General features: G+C 71.0%; 16 protein-coding genes. 8 read left to right on the plus strand and 8 right to left on the minus strand.

What is annotated here, in order from left to right; translation table 11 throughout:
* Positions 1 to 49: 49 nt before the first annotated feature.
* The 3 genes from ACIRGA_RS36735 to ACIRGA_RS36745 all read right to left on the minus strand — a co-directional run bounded on the left by ACIRGA_RS36735 (position 50) and on the right by ACIRGA_RS36745 (position 2,051).
* Positions 50 to 718 (minus strand): VOC family protein, encoded by a 669-nt coding sequence (locus ACIRGA_RS36735; protein WP_400950538.1) that lies wholly within the window; start codon positions 716 to 718, stop codon positions 50 to 52.
* Between the two features lie 61 nt (positions 719 to 779).
* Positions 780 to 1,544 (minus strand): maleylpyruvate isomerase family mycothiol-dependent enzyme, encoded by a 765-nt coding sequence (locus ACIRGA_RS36740; RefSeq protein ID WP_400950542.1) that lies wholly within the window; start codon positions 1,542 to 1,544, stop codon positions 780 to 782.
* A 24-nt stretch (positions 1,545 to 1,568) separates the two neighbouring features.
* Positions 1,569 to 2,051 carry an SAV_6107 family HEPN domain-containing protein gene (locus tag ACIRGA_RS36745; RefSeq protein ID WP_400950547.1) on the minus strand — a complete coding sequence of 161 codons (483 nt, stop codon included), beginning with the start codon at positions 2,049 to 2,051 and terminating at the stop codon, positions 1,569 to 1,571.
* Positions 2,052 to 2,271: 220 nt separating this feature from the next.
* Between ACIRGA_RS36745 and ACIRGA_RS36750 the strand changes: the two genes are divergently transcribed.
* A complete protein-coding gene (locus ACIRGA_RS36750) occupies positions 2,272 to 2,802 on the plus strand; it encodes a YbaK/EbsC family protein (RefSeq protein WP_400950551.1) in 531 nt (176 codons plus the stop codon).
* The gene (locus tag ACIRGA_RS36755; RefSeq protein ID WP_400950555.1) at positions 2,799 to 3,362 is read left to right on the plus strand and encodes a GNAT family N-acetyltransferase; all 564 of its coding nucleotides are present in this window, start codon (positions 2,799 to 2,801) and stop codon (positions 3,360 to 3,362) included. Before ACIRGA_RS36750 ends, ACIRGA_RS36755 begins: the two co-directional genes overlap by 4 nt.
* On the opposite strand, the gene ACIRGA_RS36760 is transcribed toward ACIRGA_RS36755, so the two are convergent.
* The 3 genes from ACIRGA_RS36760 to ACIRGA_RS36770 all read right to left on the minus strand — a co-directional run bounded on the left by ACIRGA_RS36760 (position 3,359) and on the right by ACIRGA_RS36770 (position 7,129).
* Positions 3,359 to 4,240 (minus strand): DMT family transporter, encoded by an 882-nt coding sequence (locus ACIRGA_RS36760; RefSeq protein ID WP_400950560.1) that lies wholly within the window; start codon positions 4,238 to 4,240, stop codon positions 3,359 to 3,361. The two genes, ACIRGA_RS36755 and ACIRGA_RS36760, sit on opposite strands and share 4 nt — an antisense overlap.
* Positions 4,241 to 4,516: 276 nt before the next feature.
* A complete protein-coding gene (locus tag ACIRGA_RS36765; protein ID WP_400950563.1) occupies positions 4,517 to 6,202 on the minus strand; it encodes a DUF885 domain-containing protein in 1,686 nt (561 codons plus the stop codon).
* A gap of 42 nt (positions 6,203 to 6,244) precedes the next feature.
* A complete protein-coding gene (locus tag ACIRGA_RS36770) occupies positions 6,245 to 7,129 on the minus strand; it encodes a methylenetetrahydrofolate reductase (RefSeq protein ID WP_007029305.1) in 885 nt (294 codons plus the stop codon).
* A 135-nt stretch (positions 7,130 to 7,264) separates the two neighbouring features.
* On the opposite strand from ACIRGA_RS36770, the gene merB reads away from it, so the two are divergent.
* Complete coding sequence (gene merB / locus ACIRGA_RS36775; RefSeq protein ID WP_400950567.1) at positions 7,265 to 7,942, plus strand: organomercurial lyase; 678 nt, start codon at positions 7,265 to 7,267, stop codon at positions 7,940 to 7,942.
* On the opposite strand, the gene ACIRGA_RS36780 is transcribed toward merB, so the two are convergent.
* Both ACIRGA_RS36780 and ACIRGA_RS36785 read right to left on the minus strand, forming a co-directional pair.
* On the minus strand, positions 7,939 to 8,244 hold the full coding sequence (locus tag ACIRGA_RS36780; protein WP_400950570.1) for an AzlD domain-containing protein: 306 nt from the start codon (positions 8,242 to 8,244) through the stop codon (positions 7,939 to 7,941). The two genes, merB and ACIRGA_RS36780, sit on opposite strands and share 4 nt — an antisense overlap.
* On the minus strand, positions 8,241 to 8,909 hold the full coding sequence (locus ACIRGA_RS36785; RefSeq protein ID WP_400950572.1) for an AzlC family ABC transporter permease: 669 nt from the start codon (positions 8,907 to 8,909) through the stop codon (positions 8,241 to 8,243). Before ACIRGA_RS36785 ends, ACIRGA_RS36780 begins: the two co-directional genes overlap by 4 nt.
* Positions 8,910 to 8,957: 48 nt before the next feature.
* Here ACIRGA_RS36785 and ACIRGA_RS36790 point away from each other — a divergent pair, with 48 nt between their 5' ends.
* From ACIRGA_RS36790 to ACIRGA_RS36810, 5 genes are all read left to right on the plus strand, one after another.
* On the plus strand, positions 8,958 to 9,506 hold the full coding sequence (locus ACIRGA_RS36790; protein WP_400950575.1) for a CGNR zinc finger domain-containing protein: 549 nt from the start codon (positions 8,958 to 8,960) through the stop codon (positions 9,504 to 9,506).
* A 68-nt stretch (positions 9,507 to 9,574) separates the two neighbouring features.
* Positions 9,575 to 10,666: a polyprenyl synthetase family protein gene (locus ACIRGA_RS36795; protein ID WP_125675755.1), complete on the plus strand. Its 1,092-nt coding sequence runs from the start codon at positions 9,575 to 9,577 to the stop codon at positions 10,664 to 10,666.
* Positions 10,666 to 12,141, plus strand: a complete 1,476-nt coding sequence (gene crtI / locus ACIRGA_RS36800; protein WP_400950578.1) for a phytoene desaturase family protein — start codon at positions 10,666 to 10,668, stop codon at positions 12,139 to 12,141. The genes ACIRGA_RS36795 and crtI overlap by 1 nt, the downstream gene beginning before the upstream one ends.
* Positions 12,138 to 13,067, plus strand: a complete 930-nt coding sequence (locus ACIRGA_RS36805) for a phytoene/squalene synthase family protein (protein WP_400950581.1) — start codon at positions 12,138 to 12,140, stop codon at positions 13,065 to 13,067. The genes crtI and ACIRGA_RS36805 overlap by 4 nt, the downstream gene beginning before the upstream one ends.
* Positions 13,064 to 13,849, plus strand: coding sequence for an LLM class F420-dependent oxidoreductase (locus tag ACIRGA_RS36810; RefSeq protein ID WP_400950584.1), 786 nt, complete (start codon positions 13,064 to 13,066; stop codon positions 13,847 to 13,849). The genes ACIRGA_RS36805 and ACIRGA_RS36810 overlap by 4 nt, the downstream gene beginning before the upstream one ends.
* Positions 13,850 to 14,152: the final 303 nt, after the last annotated feature.

Below are 14,152 nucleotides of genomic sequence, written 5' to 3' on the forward strand. Positions count from 1 at the left end.
GTCAGCGTTCGACGCCGACGCGCAACCCGGGCGAAACACTCGGTGTCCGTCAGCGGGGCGTGAGCACGCTGAACTCGTTGCCCTCCGGATCCACCATGGCCTCTCCGCCCCGCCCTGTCGCGCCGAGCTCCCGCAGGCGCCGGACTTCGGCCGCCCGGCTCCCGCGCGGGCGTGGCGCGATCTCGAACCACAGCCGGTTCCTGTGCCGCTTCTCCTCGTTCGTGGCGAGGAACTCGATCCACGGGCCGCGGCCGTCCGGTGGCCGCAGACCGACGATCGTCTCGTCCCGGACGCCGATCTCCCAGCCCAGCGCGGCCGCCCAGAACCGCGCGAGCCGCTCCGGGTCGAGGGCGTCGACGACGACCGAGGCGATCGCTCCCGTGCCCTCGTACTGCTCGCGGGGCTCGAGGACGCAGAACTCGTTGCCCTCGGGGTCCGCGAGCACCACCCACGGCACCCGTTTCTCCTCCGGCGGCCCCTGGCCGATGTCGATATGCCGTGCGCCGAGGGACAGCGCACGGTCCACCAGTTCGGCCTGGTGCCCGGGCGAACGGCTCGCCAGATCCAGGTGCTGCCGGTTCTTGCCCCGTTTCGGCCCCGCCTCGGAGCGGAACGCCGGTTCGAACGGGGCGTCCCAGCTGAACAGCCCTTCCCAGAAACCCGCCAGATCCCTGGGAAGGGCCGAGTCGAAGACCAGGTTCACCAGGTGCGTTGTCACCCTGATGAACCTAGACGGCACCACCGACATTTCTGACCGGTTTGGCTTCCCCACCGACCGGTCATCGGGTCGCGAGCCGCAGAAGGGCCCAGAGTTGTCCCGCCATGTCCTGGTCTCCGCTGACCGTCACCGCCGTCGGACCCGCCCGGCCCCAGAGCCAGCGGTAGATCTTGTCCGGCTTCCCGGTGATCAGATCGTCCGCGCGCCCGGCCTCCTCGGCCGAGCACCGCCAGGCGACCGTTTCCGTGGGCCCGGCCCTGGCGATCCAGGTGTGGCCCGCGGTGCGCACGCCGACCGATCCGGTCTTGGTACCGGACAGTCCCAGCAACGGCAGCCGCTGGCCGAACCAGAGCACCAGCGCCTCGTCGATCCCGTCGACGGCCACGTCTTCGGGGATCTCCGACACTTCCCGGCCGGCCGCGCTCTCCGCGTCGATCCGGTGGATCGTCGTCTCGTGCGCCATCCGCCGCCGCCAGAACCCGTAGGTGCGGTCCGCGGGCCACCAGGTCGGCGCCAGCTCGTCCGGATCGTGGGCGGACAGTTCGGCGACGAGCTCGTCCCGGCCCTCCCGGAAGTACTCCTCCAGCGATTGCAGCGGCCCCGGCTTGCGCTGCCACTGTTCGGGACGCCGCCCGTCGGTGATCCAGCGGCGGGTGACCCGGTACACGCTGCCCACATGCCGGAGGACCTCGCCGAGCGTCCAGCCGGGGCAGGTCGGGACCGGCGCGTCGGCGGACGCGGTATGCGCCACCTGAGCCATCAGCTCGGTTTCGGCGCCGATCACCTCCAGGAACCTGCCCTGGTCGATCATGGCCTGCCCGGCCATCGGGCACCCCCTCTCCGTGGTGGTTCAGGCGACATGCGCCGAATCACCCATCGGCAGCCCGTGCACCACCCGCCGGACGAGTTCCAGGAACACCGTGGCGGCCTTCGTCAGCTCGTCCGCGAGTTCGACGGTGACCTTGCCGGTGATGCCCGCCTGCGCGGCGGCCCGCGTCGCCGAATTGGCCGCGAAGAACGCCGCCCATTCCTTCAGCTCGGGTGCGACCGAGTCGAGCAGCACCCAGCCGCTCGCCGGCCGGGCACGGCCCCGGTGCGGACGGCCGCGGGCCTCCAGCACCGCCGCCGCGCCCCGGAGCGCGGCGAGATAAGCCCCGATGAACCGCTCCGCGGGATCGTTTTCCCGCTCTGCTTCGGCGAGACCCCGCCTCGCCTGCGCGTACAAGGAGACCGCCGCGGGTGGTGCCGGCGGGCGCAACGACATCGGCAGGGCGGGCTGCGCGGTGCCCCCCGGCCTCTCGGCTTCGTCAGGGGACACGACCGAAACGGACATGACGACCCTCCTCCTGTACGTGAGCGCCGGCCGGTGCCCGGCGCCGAGGCGCTTCCCCCGCCCCCGCGCCGGGCACCTACCGGTGCGCGCTCACCGAATGTCGAACGTCTGTTCGAACAAGTCCAATGTAACCCCGAACCGCCCGTTCCTCAACCCCGTAGCGGGGTGATCGCCGCATGTGGTGCGGGACACGGCATCGGACACGTGATCTCATAGGCGCATGAGCACCATCGACCAGCCCGGTCATCCCTCGGTGGCCAAGGTCGCGGCCGCGCTCGCCGAGGCGGGCCAGCAGGCCGCCGCGGACGGGATCCGGATCCTCCCCGCCGAAGTCCGTACGGCCGCACAGGCCGCCGAAGCGCTCGGTGTCGAGGTCGGCGCGATCGCGAACAGCCTCGTCTTCCGAAGCCGCACCGGCGACACCGAAACGGCCCTGCTCGCACTGACGTCGGGCGCGCACCGCGCCGACACCGGCCTGCTGGCCTCGCTGACCGGCGCCGACGAGATCGGCAAGGCGGACGCGGATTTCGTCCGCGCCCACACCGGGCAGCCGATCGGCGGCGTCGCCCCGGTCGGTCACCCGAAGGCGTTGACCACCCTCGTCGACACCGCGTTACGCGCTCACGAAGTCGTCTGGGCGGCCGCCGGGCATCCGAAGTCGGTGTACCCCACGACGTTCGACGGCCTCGTCGCGCTGACCGGGGGCACTCCCGCGGACGTCGCGGGCGACGGGCAGGATGGGCGCCCGTGACCGCGATGTCCTCGGAATGCACCCGCTACGTCCAGCTGTCCGCGGACGAGTTCCGTGCCCGCCTCCCCGAGGCGCTGACCATCTACGTCAACGCCATGCGCTACCCCGAAGGCACCGCGGAGCAACGCGCGCCGATGTGGCTCACGCACGCGCTGCGCGAAGGCTGGCGCTGCATGGCCGCGCTCGACGCGGACGGTGTCCTGCTCGGGCTCGCCTACGGCTACAAGGGCCGCGGCGGCCAGTGGTGGCACGAGCAGGTCCGCCACGGCCTGACCCGTCGTGACGGCCAGGCCGCCGCCGAGCACTGGATGTCCGACTACTTCGAGCTCACCGAGATCCACGTCAGCCCCGAAAGCCAGGGGAAGCGGATCGGCGAGGACCTCCTGCGACGGCTGCTCGACGGCGTGCCCAGCGCCCACGTCCTCCTTTCCACGCCGGAAGGCACCAGCCGGGCCTGGAACCTGTACCGGCGCGTCGGATTCGTCGATGTGCTGCGGGACTACCACTTCGCCGGGGATCCGCGGCCGTTCGCGATCCTCGGCCGGACCTTGCCGCTCTAGGGCTTCGAATAGGCGATGGCGAGCGCGGCGATGAGCACCACCGCGCCGCACCAGCCCACGGCGCCGAGCCGTTCTCCGAGCACGACCATGGAGAGCAGCGCGGCGGTCAGCGGTTCGAGCAGGGCGGACAGCGCGGCCAGTACGGGATGCGCGCTCTCGAGACCGCGGAAGTACGCGGCGTACGCCAGCGCCGTGGGCACGACGCCGAAGTAGAGGACGAGCGCGAGCACATCGGCCTGCACCGGCACGGCCATCCCGAACCACAGGGCGGCGGGAGTGAGCGCGGCGCCGCCGATCAGGCAGCCGAAAGCCGTGGTGGGCAAGGGATCCAAGCCCTCGACGCGGGTCGCGGTCACCAGCGTCAGCGCGGCGAAACCGGCCGCGGCGAGCAGGGCGAACAGCACTCCGGCGACGTTGACCTCTTGCCCTGGCGTCCACTGCAGCAGCGCGAGCCCGATGAGGGATCCGGCCAGGGACACCGCCGTCCACGCTCCGGGCAGGCGGCGGGTTCTGACGACCGTCACGACGGCGAGCAGGACCGGCGCGCTGCCGATGGTGGTCATCGTCGCGACGCTCACGGAACTCAGCGAGACCGAGACGAAGTAGCTGGTCTGGAACAGGGCGAACAACCCGCCGACCGTCAGCAGCCGACGGCGGACCGGTGCCGTGCGAGGAAGGCCGCGAAGGCCTCCGGTGAGCCAGAGGTAGCCGGTGGCGATCACGCCACCGATGAGCAGCCGGTACGCGGCGACGCTCAGTGGATGGAGCCCCGCGCGGGCGGCGAGCAGGGAGCCGGCGAGGCCGCCGGTCCCCCAGAGGACCCCGGCGAGGACGAGCGCGGCCGACGATCGGGCGCGCGTGGGTACGGCAACGGACATGGGGAAACGCTCCTGCGTCTGTGTCGGTCGGAAAGGACGTCGACGACGCGGGGTGCTTCAGTGCACTTCAGCGCACCACGGAACGGCCGGGCGGCGGGAACGCCGCGCGGCCGGAGACACCCCGCTCAGGAGGCGGGGGGTGGGGTGACGAGAAAGATCCGGTGCACGAGAGGAACGTATCAAGGCTCCGGGGGCGGGGCACGTGAATTGCCGAAGGACGCTTTCCCCGCATGCGACGCGGTGAAAGCGTCCTTCGCCTCGTCTTGTGCGGACGGCTCAGTCCAGCGCCGCCAGCATCTCCCGCAGCGTGTCCAGCCCCATCCCGCCGAGCTCCAGCGCCCGCGTGTGGAACTGCTTGATGTCGAAAGCGTCGCCCTGCCGCGCGCGGGCCTCGTCGCGGGCGGCGAGCCAGAGACGTTCGCCGAGCTTGTACGACGGCGCCTGCCCCGGCCAGCCCAGGTAGCGGTCGATCTCGTCGTGCACGTGAGCCGGGTCGGTGACGGTCCGGGTGAGCATGAACTCCAGGCCCAGTTCGGGCGTCCACCGCTCGCCCTCGTGGAAGCCGGTGCCCGCCGGGATCTCCAGTTCCAGGTGCATGCCGATGTCGACGATCACGCGCGCGGCGCGGAACAGCTGCTCGGACAGCATGCCGAGCAGTTCGCCGTCGTCGGCGAGGAACCCGAGGTCCTCCATGAGCCGCTCGGAGTACAGCGCCCAGCCCTCGGCGTGCCCGGAGGTGAACGCCAGCAGCCGCTGGTACTTGTTGAGCGATTCCGACTGGTCGACCGCGGTCGCGATCTGCAGGTGGTGGCCCGGCGCGCCCTCGTGGTAGACGGTGCTGACCTCGCGCCAGGTGGTGAACTCGTCCCGGCCCTGCGGCAGCGACCACCACATGCGGCCGGGGCGGGAGAAGTCCTCGCTCGGGCCGGTGTAGTACGCGCCGACGGTGCCACCGGGCGGGGCGATCTTGCACTCCAGCGCCATCACCCGGTCGGAGATGTCGAAGTGCTTGCCGCGCAACGACTTCAGCGCGTTGTCGGACAGATTCTGCATCCAGGCCTGGAATTCCGCCCGGCCGCGGACGACGTACTTGGGGTCGGCGTCGAGGACGGCGGCCGCCTCGGCGAGGGTGGCGCCGGGTTTGATCCGGCCGGCGACCTCGCGCATCTCCGTCTCGATGCGGGTGAATTCGGCCCAGCCCCAGGCGTAGGCCTCGTCCAGGTCGAAGGTGGCGCCGGTGAACAGCCGGGACCACAGCTGGTAGACCTCGGCGCCGACGGCGTCCTTGACCGGCGCCAGCGGGGCGAGTTCCGCGCGGAGGAAACCGGCGAACTCCGCGTACGCCTCTTGAGCCGCGTGTGCGGCCTGGCCGAGTTCCGCACGGAGCTTCTCGTCGACGTCCTTCGCTCCCGAGGCCAGCGTCTCGAAGTACCCGGTGTCCTCCTTGAGCCCGGCCCAGGTCTCGGCCTGCTCGGCGACCTTGCGGACCTGGCGCAACGCCGCGACCCGGCCCGCGTCCGCGGCCGCGAGCAGCGAGGCGCGGAGACCGTCGAGCGCTTCGGGCACCTTCGCCATCCGGGCGGCGATCGTCGCCCAGTCCTCCGCGGTGTCGGTGGGCATGAGGTCGAAGACCATCCGCAGTTCCTGTACGGGGCTTTCGATCACGTTCAGCGCCGCGATGTCGAGGCCGGCTTCGTGGATCTCGAGGTTCAGCGCGATCCGCTCGCTGAACACCGCCTTGGCCGCGCGTTCGCCGTCGTCACCCGGTTCGGCCGCGGTGATCTCGGCCAGTGCGCGCGCGGCGATGGCGGCCCTGGCCGCGTGCCCGGCCGGCGAGTAGTCGGTCAGCTGGTCGTCGTATCCGGAGATGCCGAACGTCGTCGCGGCGACCGGGTCGGCCGCGGCGTACTCGTCTACGTACCGGTCACAGATCTGGTGCACACTTCGCGCGGTTGAAGCCATGCCCGGCACGCTACCGGCACCGCGGGCGACTTCGGTACGGAGTTACGCGCGGGCGGGGACGAGCCCGAGCCTGCTGACCACTTCACGCGTGGCCTTGGACCGGTTGAACGTGTAGAAGTGCAGGTCGGGGACGCCTTCCGCGATGAGCCGCTCGCACAGTTCGGTCACCGCGTCGATACCTTCGGCGCGGAAGGCCTTCGGGTCGCCGGCCAGCGGTTCGAGCCGGTCCAGCAGCCGCCGCGGGGCGGGCGCGCCGGACAGCTTGATGGACGTGTGCAGCGTCCGCGGCGTGGTCAGCGGCATGATGCCGGGGATGACCAGCGCCTCGCAGCCGGTGGCCGCCACCCGGTCCCGCAGGCGGAGGAAGTCCTCCGGCTCGAAGAACAGCTGCGCGATCGCGAAATCCGCGCCCGCGCGGAGCTTGCGCACGAGGTACTCGGTGTCGGCTTCGAGGTTCGCCGACCGCGGGTGGCCGTACGGGAAGGCCGACACGCCGACGCAGAAGTCGCCGAGCGAACGCACCAGTTCGACGAGTTCCTCGGCGTAATTCAGCCCGTCCGGATGCGGGACCCAGTCGCCGTAGACGTCGCCCGGCGGGTCTCCCCGCAGCGCGAGGATGTTCCGCACGCCGACGGCGGCGTACCAGCCGATGACGTTGCGCAGTTCCGCGACCGAGTGGTTCACGGCGGTGAGGTGCGCCATCGGCACCAGCGTGGTTTCGGTGGCGACGCGGGCGATACTGCGGATCGTGCCGTCCCGGCTGGAGCCGCCGGCGCCGTAGGTGATCGACATGTACGCCGGGTCCAGCGGCTCGAGCTCCCGGATCGACTTCCACAGCACGGCCTCGTCGGCCGCGTCGCGAGGCGGGAAGAACTCGATGGAGAACACGGGTCCATCACCCTGCAACCGCTCGACCACCGACGTCATACCGCCATGTTAAGGGGGCAAGTCCGCTGGCTGGGAGCCCCCTCTCAGGCTATGGACAGGCGACTTCGACCACGCGGAGCGGTTGCCGAGTCGAGCCGACCTGGGGAGACTCGGTGACGAGCACAGGGAGCCGCCATGAGCGCCGAAACCGACACCAGCTGGGATGAGGACGTCCGCGTGGCGGTGTACCGCGCGTTCGCCGAGCACGGGAGGCCGCCGACGGCCCCGGAACTGGCCGACGCCGCCCACGGCTCACTCGCGGTGGCGAAACAGGCACTGCACCGGCTCGCGGAGCGACGGCATCTCGTGCTCGACGACTGCGAACACGTCGTGCTGGCCCATCCGTTCGCGGCGATCCCGCTCGGGTTCTCCGTGATGGGCGAGCGCACGCTGTGGTGGGGCGGCTGCGCGTGGGACGCGTTCGCGATCCCCCATCTGGTCAAGGCCGAACCCGAGGTGCTGGTGTCCACCCGCTGCCGCGGCTGCGGCGAGCCCAAGGCGCTGATGGTGAACGACCAGGTGCCGCCGAAGGGCGATCTGGTCGCGCATTTCCTGGTCCCGGCGGCCCGGATGTGGGACGACGTCGTGCACACCTGCGGCAACCAGCGCCTGTTCTGCGATGAGTCCTGTGTGGACGAATGGCTGACGGAAACGGGACAGGACAAGGGTTACGTCATGGATCTGGCGACGCTGTGGCGGCTCGCGGCCGGCTGGTACGACGGCAGGCTCGACCACGGCTACACCCGCCGGGATCCGGCCGCCGCGGCCGCGTACTTCAAACAGGCGGGGCTGACCGGACCGTTCTGGAGCTAGACCAGGAACCTGAGCACCGCGGTGACGACGACCCCACAGAGGATCGCGGCGAGCGCCGGCACGCGCAGCGCGTAGGTCACCGCGATCGCGGCCAGTCCCGCGCACAGCGTCCAGTCGAACCCGGACCAGGCCGGACCGGTCACGTCCGTGAGCACGAGCCCGGCCAGCAGCGCGGGTGCCAGCAACGCGATCACGCCCGCGAGCCGCGGCGGCAGCGTCCGGTCGCCGAGCAGGACCGGGCCCGCCGCCTTGAACCCGATACTGACCAGCGCCACGGCGACGATGGCGAGCCAGAGCGTCATCGCCGCACCCCCAAGCCCAGCAGCGCGGCGGCCGAAGCGCCGATCAGCGCGAGCCCGACCGGGACGAACAGCACCAGGATCCCGGCGAGGCAGGCGGCGAGCGCCGCGGTCAGCGCCGCCTGCCTCGAACGCCGGAGCTCGTCGATGAGCAGGACCAGGAAGAAGCCGGGGAACACGACGTCGAGCCCGAACCGCGAGACGACGTCCGGTGGCGGCGCGGCCAGAACACCGAGCACCGTCCCCAGCACCCACGCGGGCAGCTGGACGAGCGTGCAGCCGATGAGTTTTTCGCGGTCGAACCGTCCTCCGCCGAGATGGGCGGCCACCCACGAACCGTCGACGACGGCCTGACCCTCCCACGCGCGCCGCAGCCGTCCGCCGCGCAGATCCGCGGCGACCGCGGCGCCCATCGGCAGGAACCGGGCGTTGATCAGGGCCGCGGCACCGACCGCGACGGCGAGGTTGCCGCCGCCCGCGAGCGCGGTGGCCATCGCGAACTGGGCCGAGCCGGAGAACACCACGATCGACGCGACGATCGGGGCGGCGATCCCCCAGCCGAGGGTCTGGCCGTACGCGCCGAAGGTGACGCCGAGGACGAAGGTCGCGGCACCCAGCCCGAGCCCGACACGGGCGCCGGCCAGATAGTTCCGCCGGAGCGTTGTCATATAGCCGACTCTAACAAGCTAAACTGAGTTTGACCATTAGGAGGATCTGTGGACGGCCATTGGGACGGGTACGACAGCATCGGCGGAAGCGTGCCGTTGGACCTGGTCAACACCGTTTCCTGGCGGCGCGATCCGGCTCGGCGGGAAGACCGGCTTTCGACTCCGGAACGGCTGTCCGAATGGGTGGTCCTGGTGGGCGCGGGCACCGAACGGCTGGAGATCTCCGAGGCCGTCCTGGAGACGGTGAAAGCCTTCCGCGAGACGCTGTATCGCGTCCTCGTGTCGGATCCGCCGGACGTCACGGCGTTGCGCAAGCCGCTACTGGCGGCGTACCGGCACGCCGAACTCGCGCCGTCCTTGCCGCTGCGGTGGGTGGTGCCGCCGACGACCGGCGACGCGCTGCCGCACTTCCTCGCGCTTTCGGCCGAGGACCTGCTCCGGTCCGGGGAGCTGGAACGGATCCGGGAGTGCGAAGGGCCGGGCTGCGGCTGGGTCTTCACCGACCACACGCGCAACCGCTCGCGGCGCTGGTGCAGTTCGTCGGACTGCGGGAACCGGGCGCGGGCGAAGCGGCACTACGACAAGACCCGCGGCTGACGTCTCTTTCGCCACATTCGAAGGCACCCGACTGGGTCATGGGGACGCGCTTCCCGGAGGATGTGCTCATGGACACGTCCGCCTACGACGCCGATCTGCCCGCCCACGTCGAGCGGGCGCTGGCCGGATTCCTCGAGCGCGCCGGTGCCGAGATCCGCCGCACCGAACCGGTCGTCGGCGTCGGGATCGACGCGCTGGCCGGGTTCGTGCTGGGCGGCGGCAAACGCCTGCGCCCGACGTTCGCCTGGTGGGGCTGGCGCGGCGCGGGTGGCGATCCGGCGGGGCCGGACGTCGAAGGCGTGCTGCAGGCGGTGGCGAGCCTGGAGCTGATCCAGGCGTGCGCGCTGATCCACGACGACCTCATCGACTCCTCCGATTCGCGCCGCGGCTCGCCGACGGTGCACATCGCGGGCGCGAAACTGCACGCCGACAGCGGCTGGCTGGGTTCGCCGAGCACGTTCGGGCTCGCGACCGCCGTCCTGGTCGGCGACCTCGCGCTGGCCTGGGCCGACGACATGTTCGGCGAGGCCCCGCTCCCGCCCGCGGCCCTCGCGGCGGCGCGGCCGGCGTGGCGCGCGATGCGCACCGAGGTGCTCGCCGGTCAGTACCTCGACGTCCGCACCCAGGCCACCGGCGACGCCTCCCCCGAGGCGGCGCTGCACATCTGCAAGCTCAAGACGGCCGCGTACACCGTCCAGCGCCCGCTGCACCTCGGTGCGGCGCTCGGCGGCGCCGACGACGCCCTGATCGCGACGCTGCGCGAGTTCGGCGACGAGGTCGGCGTGGCGTTCCAGCTGCGGGACGATCTGCTCGGCGTGTTCGGCGACCCGTCGGTCACCGGCAAACCCGCGGGCGACGACCTTCGCGAGGGCAAGCGGACGCTGCTGGTCGCGCTGGGTCTCCAGCGCGCGGCCGAACAGGGCAAGGACGCGGCGGCGAAGGTCATCTCCGACGCCATCGGCGACGCGCACCTGTCCGAAGACGCCGTCGAGACCGTGCGCGAGGCGCTGCAGGACGTCGGCGCCGTCGACGCGGTGGAACGCCGCATCGACGAGCTCACCGACTCCGCGATGGCGGCGCTGGACCGCGCTCACCTGGCCGAGCCCGCTCCCGCCGCGCTGACCGGGCTGGTCGTCAAGGCGACCCAGCGGACGTACTGATGCGCACTGTCACCGGTCCGAGTGACCACGTGGTGGTGATCGGTGGCGGGCTCGCCGGGCTGTCGGCGACTCTGCACCTGCTCGGCGCCGGACGCCGGGTGACCCTGCTGGAGCAGGACAAAGGCCCCGGCGGCAGGGCCGGGCAGGCGGATTTCGGCGGTAACACCGTCGACACCGGCGCCAGCGTGCTGACCATGCCGGAACTGCTCGACGAGGCCTTCTCGGCGGTCGGCGAATCACTGGCGGACAACCTGACACTGACCCGGCTCGATCCGGCCTACCGCGCGAGGTTCGCCGACGGCAGCACGATCGCCGTGCACACCGAAGCGGCGGCGATGGAGGCCGAGATCCGCGAGGCTGCCGGTCCGGCCGAGGCCGAGGGCTACCGGCGGCTCCGCCGCTGGCTGACCGAGCTGTACGCGGTGCAGAAAGACCACTTCATCGGCGCGAACTTCGACTCCCCGCTCGATCTCGTGCGCCCGGAGCTGGCGAAACTGGCCGCACTGGGCGGTTTCGGCCGGCTCGGCCCGAAGATCGGCGGTTTCCTGCGCGACGACCGGGTGCGCCGCCTGTTCTCCTTCCAAGCGCTCTACGCGGGACTCGATCCGGCGCGCGCGATCGGCGCGTACGGCGTCATCTCCTATATGGACACCGTCGGCGGGGTCTACTACCCGTCGGGCGGGATGGGCGAGATCGCGCGGGCGATGGCGAACGCGGCCGAACGCGCCGGAGCCGAACTGCGCTTCGGCACCGAAGCCGCTTGGCTGGAAAGGGTTTCCTCCCGGGTGCGCGCGGTGCGGACGCGCACGGGTGAGCGGATCCCTTGCGACACCGTGGTTCTCGCGACCGAACTCGGCACCGCGTACCGGCTGCTCGGCGCCCGCCCCCGGCGGCCGCTGCCGCTGCGGTACTCGCCGTCGGCCGTCGTGCTGCACGGGCACGCGCCGAAAACCTGGCCGGATTTGGGCCACCACACCATTTTCTTCGGCCACGCCTGGGAGAAGACGTTCTCGGAGATCATCCGCGAAGGCAAGCTGATGAGCGATCCTTCGCTGCTGGTGACCCGGCCGACCGCGACCGAACCGGGCCTCGCCCCCGGCGGCGACCAGGTGATCTCGGTGCTGGCCCCGGCGCCGAACCTGCGTCGCGGCAAGATCGACTGGGGCCGGGTCGGGTCCGCCTATCGCACGGAACTCCTGCGCACACTGGAAAAGCGTGGCCTCACTGGGTTCGCGGACGACTTCGCCGTCGACGAGATGATCACCCCGGAGGGCTGGGCGCGGCGCGGGCTCACCGCGGGTACGCCGTTCTCGCTCGCGCACACCTTCGCCCAGACCGGCCCGTTCCGGCCGGGGAACCTGATGCGAGCGGCGGAAAACGTCGTACTGGCGGGCTGCGGGACCACCCCCGGCGTCGGCATCCCGCCGGTGGTGATCTCGGGCAGGCTCGCGGCGGGAAGGGTCACCGGCCGATGAACGAACTCGACGCCGCGGGGATCACCGAGCCGTCGTTGCGGGCCGCGTACACCGCATGCCGCCGCATCAACGCGCACCACGGCCGCACCTTCTTCCTCGCGACCCGGCTGCTGCCGGCGCGCACGCGGCCGTTCGCGCACGCGCTGTACGGCTTCGCGCGGATGGCCGACGAAGTGGTCGACAACCCCGCGCCCGGCACCGATCCGGCGGTCGCGCTGGACGAGGTCGCCGTCATGGTCGCGCGGGTCTTCGACGGCGGCACGCCCACCGATCCGGTGCTGACCGCGCTCGCCGACACCGTGCGGCGCCACGACCTCGACCGCGAACTGTTCGACGCGTTCCTGCGGTCCATGGCGATGGACCTCAAGATCACCGAGTACGCGACCTACGCCGATCTCCAGGAGTACATCCACGGCTCGGCCGAGGTGATCGGCCTGCAGATGCTGCCCGTCTTCGGCACGGTCGTCCCGGTCGCCGAGGCCGCGCCGGACGCGGCCGCGCTGGGCGAGGCGTTCCAGCTGACCAACTTCCTGCGCGATGTCGGCGAGGATCTCGACCGGGGCAGGCTGTACCTGCCGACGGAGGAACTGGCCGCGTTCGGCGTCGACCGCGAACTCCTCGAATGGTCCCGTGCCCGCGGGCTGCCCGACCGGCGCGTGCGGCGCGCGCTCGCCGTCGCGGTGGCGCGCAACCGGGCGGTGTACCGCCGCGCCGAAGCGGGAATCCCGTTGCTGCGTGAGGAATCCCGCGACTGCGTGCGGACCGCGCTCGTGCTCTACGAAGGCATTCTCGACGAGATCGCGGCCCTGGGTTACGACGTGCTGAACACCCGCGCGGTCGTCCCGCGCCGTCGCCGGCTGGGCGTCGCTCTGCCGAAGCTGTTGGCGAGCGCGTGGAGCAACTCCAGGCTTAGGGTGCGGATATGACCACTGCTTCGAACAGGAAGATCCGGATCGGCGTCCAGCTGCAGCCGCAGCACGCCGAGTACAAGGCGATCCGCCGGGCGGCTTCGGAGGCCGAAGACCTTGGTGTGGACATCGTCTTCAACTGGGACCACTTCTATCCGCTCTACGGCGAGCCCGAGGGACTGCACTACGAGTGCTGGACCATGCTGGGCGCCTGGGCGGAATCGACGTCGCGGGTCGAGATCGGCGCGCTGGTGACGTGCAACAGTTACCGCAACCCCGAGCTGCTCGCCGACATGGCCCGCACCGTCGACCACATCTCCGACGGACGGCTGATCCTCGGCATCGGCTCCGGCTGGTTCGAGAAGGACTACGACGAGTACGGCTACGAGTTCGGCACCGCGGGCGGGCGGCTCGACAATCTCGCCGAGGCGCTCCCGCGGATCGAGAGCCGGTTCGGCAAGCTCAACCCGGCGCCGACCCGCAAGATCCCGGTGCTGATCGGGGGCGGCGGCGAGAAGAAGACGCTGCGCCTGGTCGCGAAGCACGCCGACATCTGGCACGGCTTCGGCGATCCGGAGGTCGTGGAGCGCAAGGTCAAGATCCTCGACCAGCACTGCGCCGACGTCGGGCGGGACCCGAAGGAGATCGAGCGTTCGGTCGCCGTCGAGGGCGAGCCCGAGGAGCTGGGCCCGAAGCTGCTGGAGCTGGGTGTCTCGCTGTTCACCGTGGCGACCGGCGGACCGGACTACAACCTCGACAAGCTGCGGTCCTGGATCCAGTGGCGGGACGAGCAGGCCTGATCCGCTTTGGGTCTCGTGAGTGGTGAGGACGGTTCCACTGAGGGATAGGGCAAAGGTGGCGCGATGGCCTGGCCGGCGGGAGCGAGCTTGCCGGAGAAGGTCAGCGCGGTCCTGGATGTCTACAAAGGACACTTCCCCAGCTTAAAGTGACTGATTTGGGAACTTTGCGCATCTTCGCGCGGAGGTCGTGAGTGGCAAGTGGGGTTCTAACCCCATGTGCTGTTTCAGGACCTCACGGACAGATGTGTTTCAGGACTTGTCGGACAGTTTGGTGTTGAGTGGTTGGTAGCGTACTGCTCGGTT

Source organism: Amycolatopsis sp. NPDC102389 (assembly GCF_044765885.1).
Classification (GTDB): Bacteria; Actinomycetota; Actinomycetes; order Mycobacteriales; family Pseudonocardiaceae; genus Amycolatopsis.

Excerpts from the sequence above, each read along its gene's own strand:
- ACIRGA_RS36810 (WP_400950584.1), top strand. The coding sequence starts at position 13,064 with ATGACCACTGCTTCGAACAGGAAGATCCGGATCGGCGTCCAGCTGCAG.
- ACIRGA_RS36770 (WP_007029305.1), bottom strand. The coding sequence starts at position 7,129 with ATGACGTCGGTGGTCGAGCGGTTGCAGGGTGATGGACCCGTGTTCTCC.
- ACIRGA_RS36785 (WP_400950572.1), bottom strand. The coding sequence starts at position 8,909 with ATGACAACGCTCCGGCGGAACTATCTGGCCGGCGCCCGTGTCGGGCTC.
- ACIRGA_RS36765 (WP_400950563.1), bottom strand. The coding sequence starts at position 6,202 with ATGGCTTCAACCGCGCGAAGTGTGCACCAGATCTGTGACCGGTACGTA.
- ACIRGA_RS36760 (WP_400950560.1), bottom strand. The coding sequence starts at position 4,240 with ATGTCCGTTGCCGTACCCACGCGCGCCCGATCGTCGGCCGCGCTCGTC.
- merB (WP_400950567.1), top strand. The coding sequence starts at position 7,265 with ATGAGCGCCGAAACCGACACCAGCTGGGATGAGGACGTCCGCGTGGCG.
- ACIRGA_RS36750 (WP_400950551.1), top strand. The coding sequence starts at position 2,272 with ATGAGCACCATCGACCAGCCCGGTCATCCCTCGGTGGCCAAGGTCGCG.
- ACIRGA_RS36795 (WP_125675755.1), top strand. The coding sequence starts at position 9,575 with ATGGACACGTCCGCCTACGACGCCGATCTGCCCGCCCACGTCGAGCGG.
- ACIRGA_RS36780 (WP_400950570.1), bottom strand. The coding sequence starts at position 8,244 with ATGACGCTCTGGCTCGCCATCGTCGCCGTGGCGCTGGTCAGTATCGGG.
- ACIRGA_RS36805 (WP_400950581.1), top strand. The coding sequence starts at position 12,138 with ATGAACGAACTCGACGCCGCGGGGATCACCGAGCCGTCGTTGCGGGCC.
- crtI (WP_400950578.1), top strand. The coding sequence starts at position 10,666 with ATGCGCACTGTCACCGGTCCGAGTGACCACGTGGTGGTGATCGGTGGC.
- ACIRGA_RS36740 (WP_400950542.1), bottom strand. The coding sequence starts at position 1,544 with ATGGCCGGGCAGGCCATGATCGACCAGGGCAGGTTCCTGGAGGTGATC.
- ACIRGA_RS36745 (WP_400950547.1), bottom strand. The coding sequence starts at position 2,051 with ATGTCCGTTTCGGTCGTGTCCCCTGACGAAGCCGAGAGGCCGGGGGGC.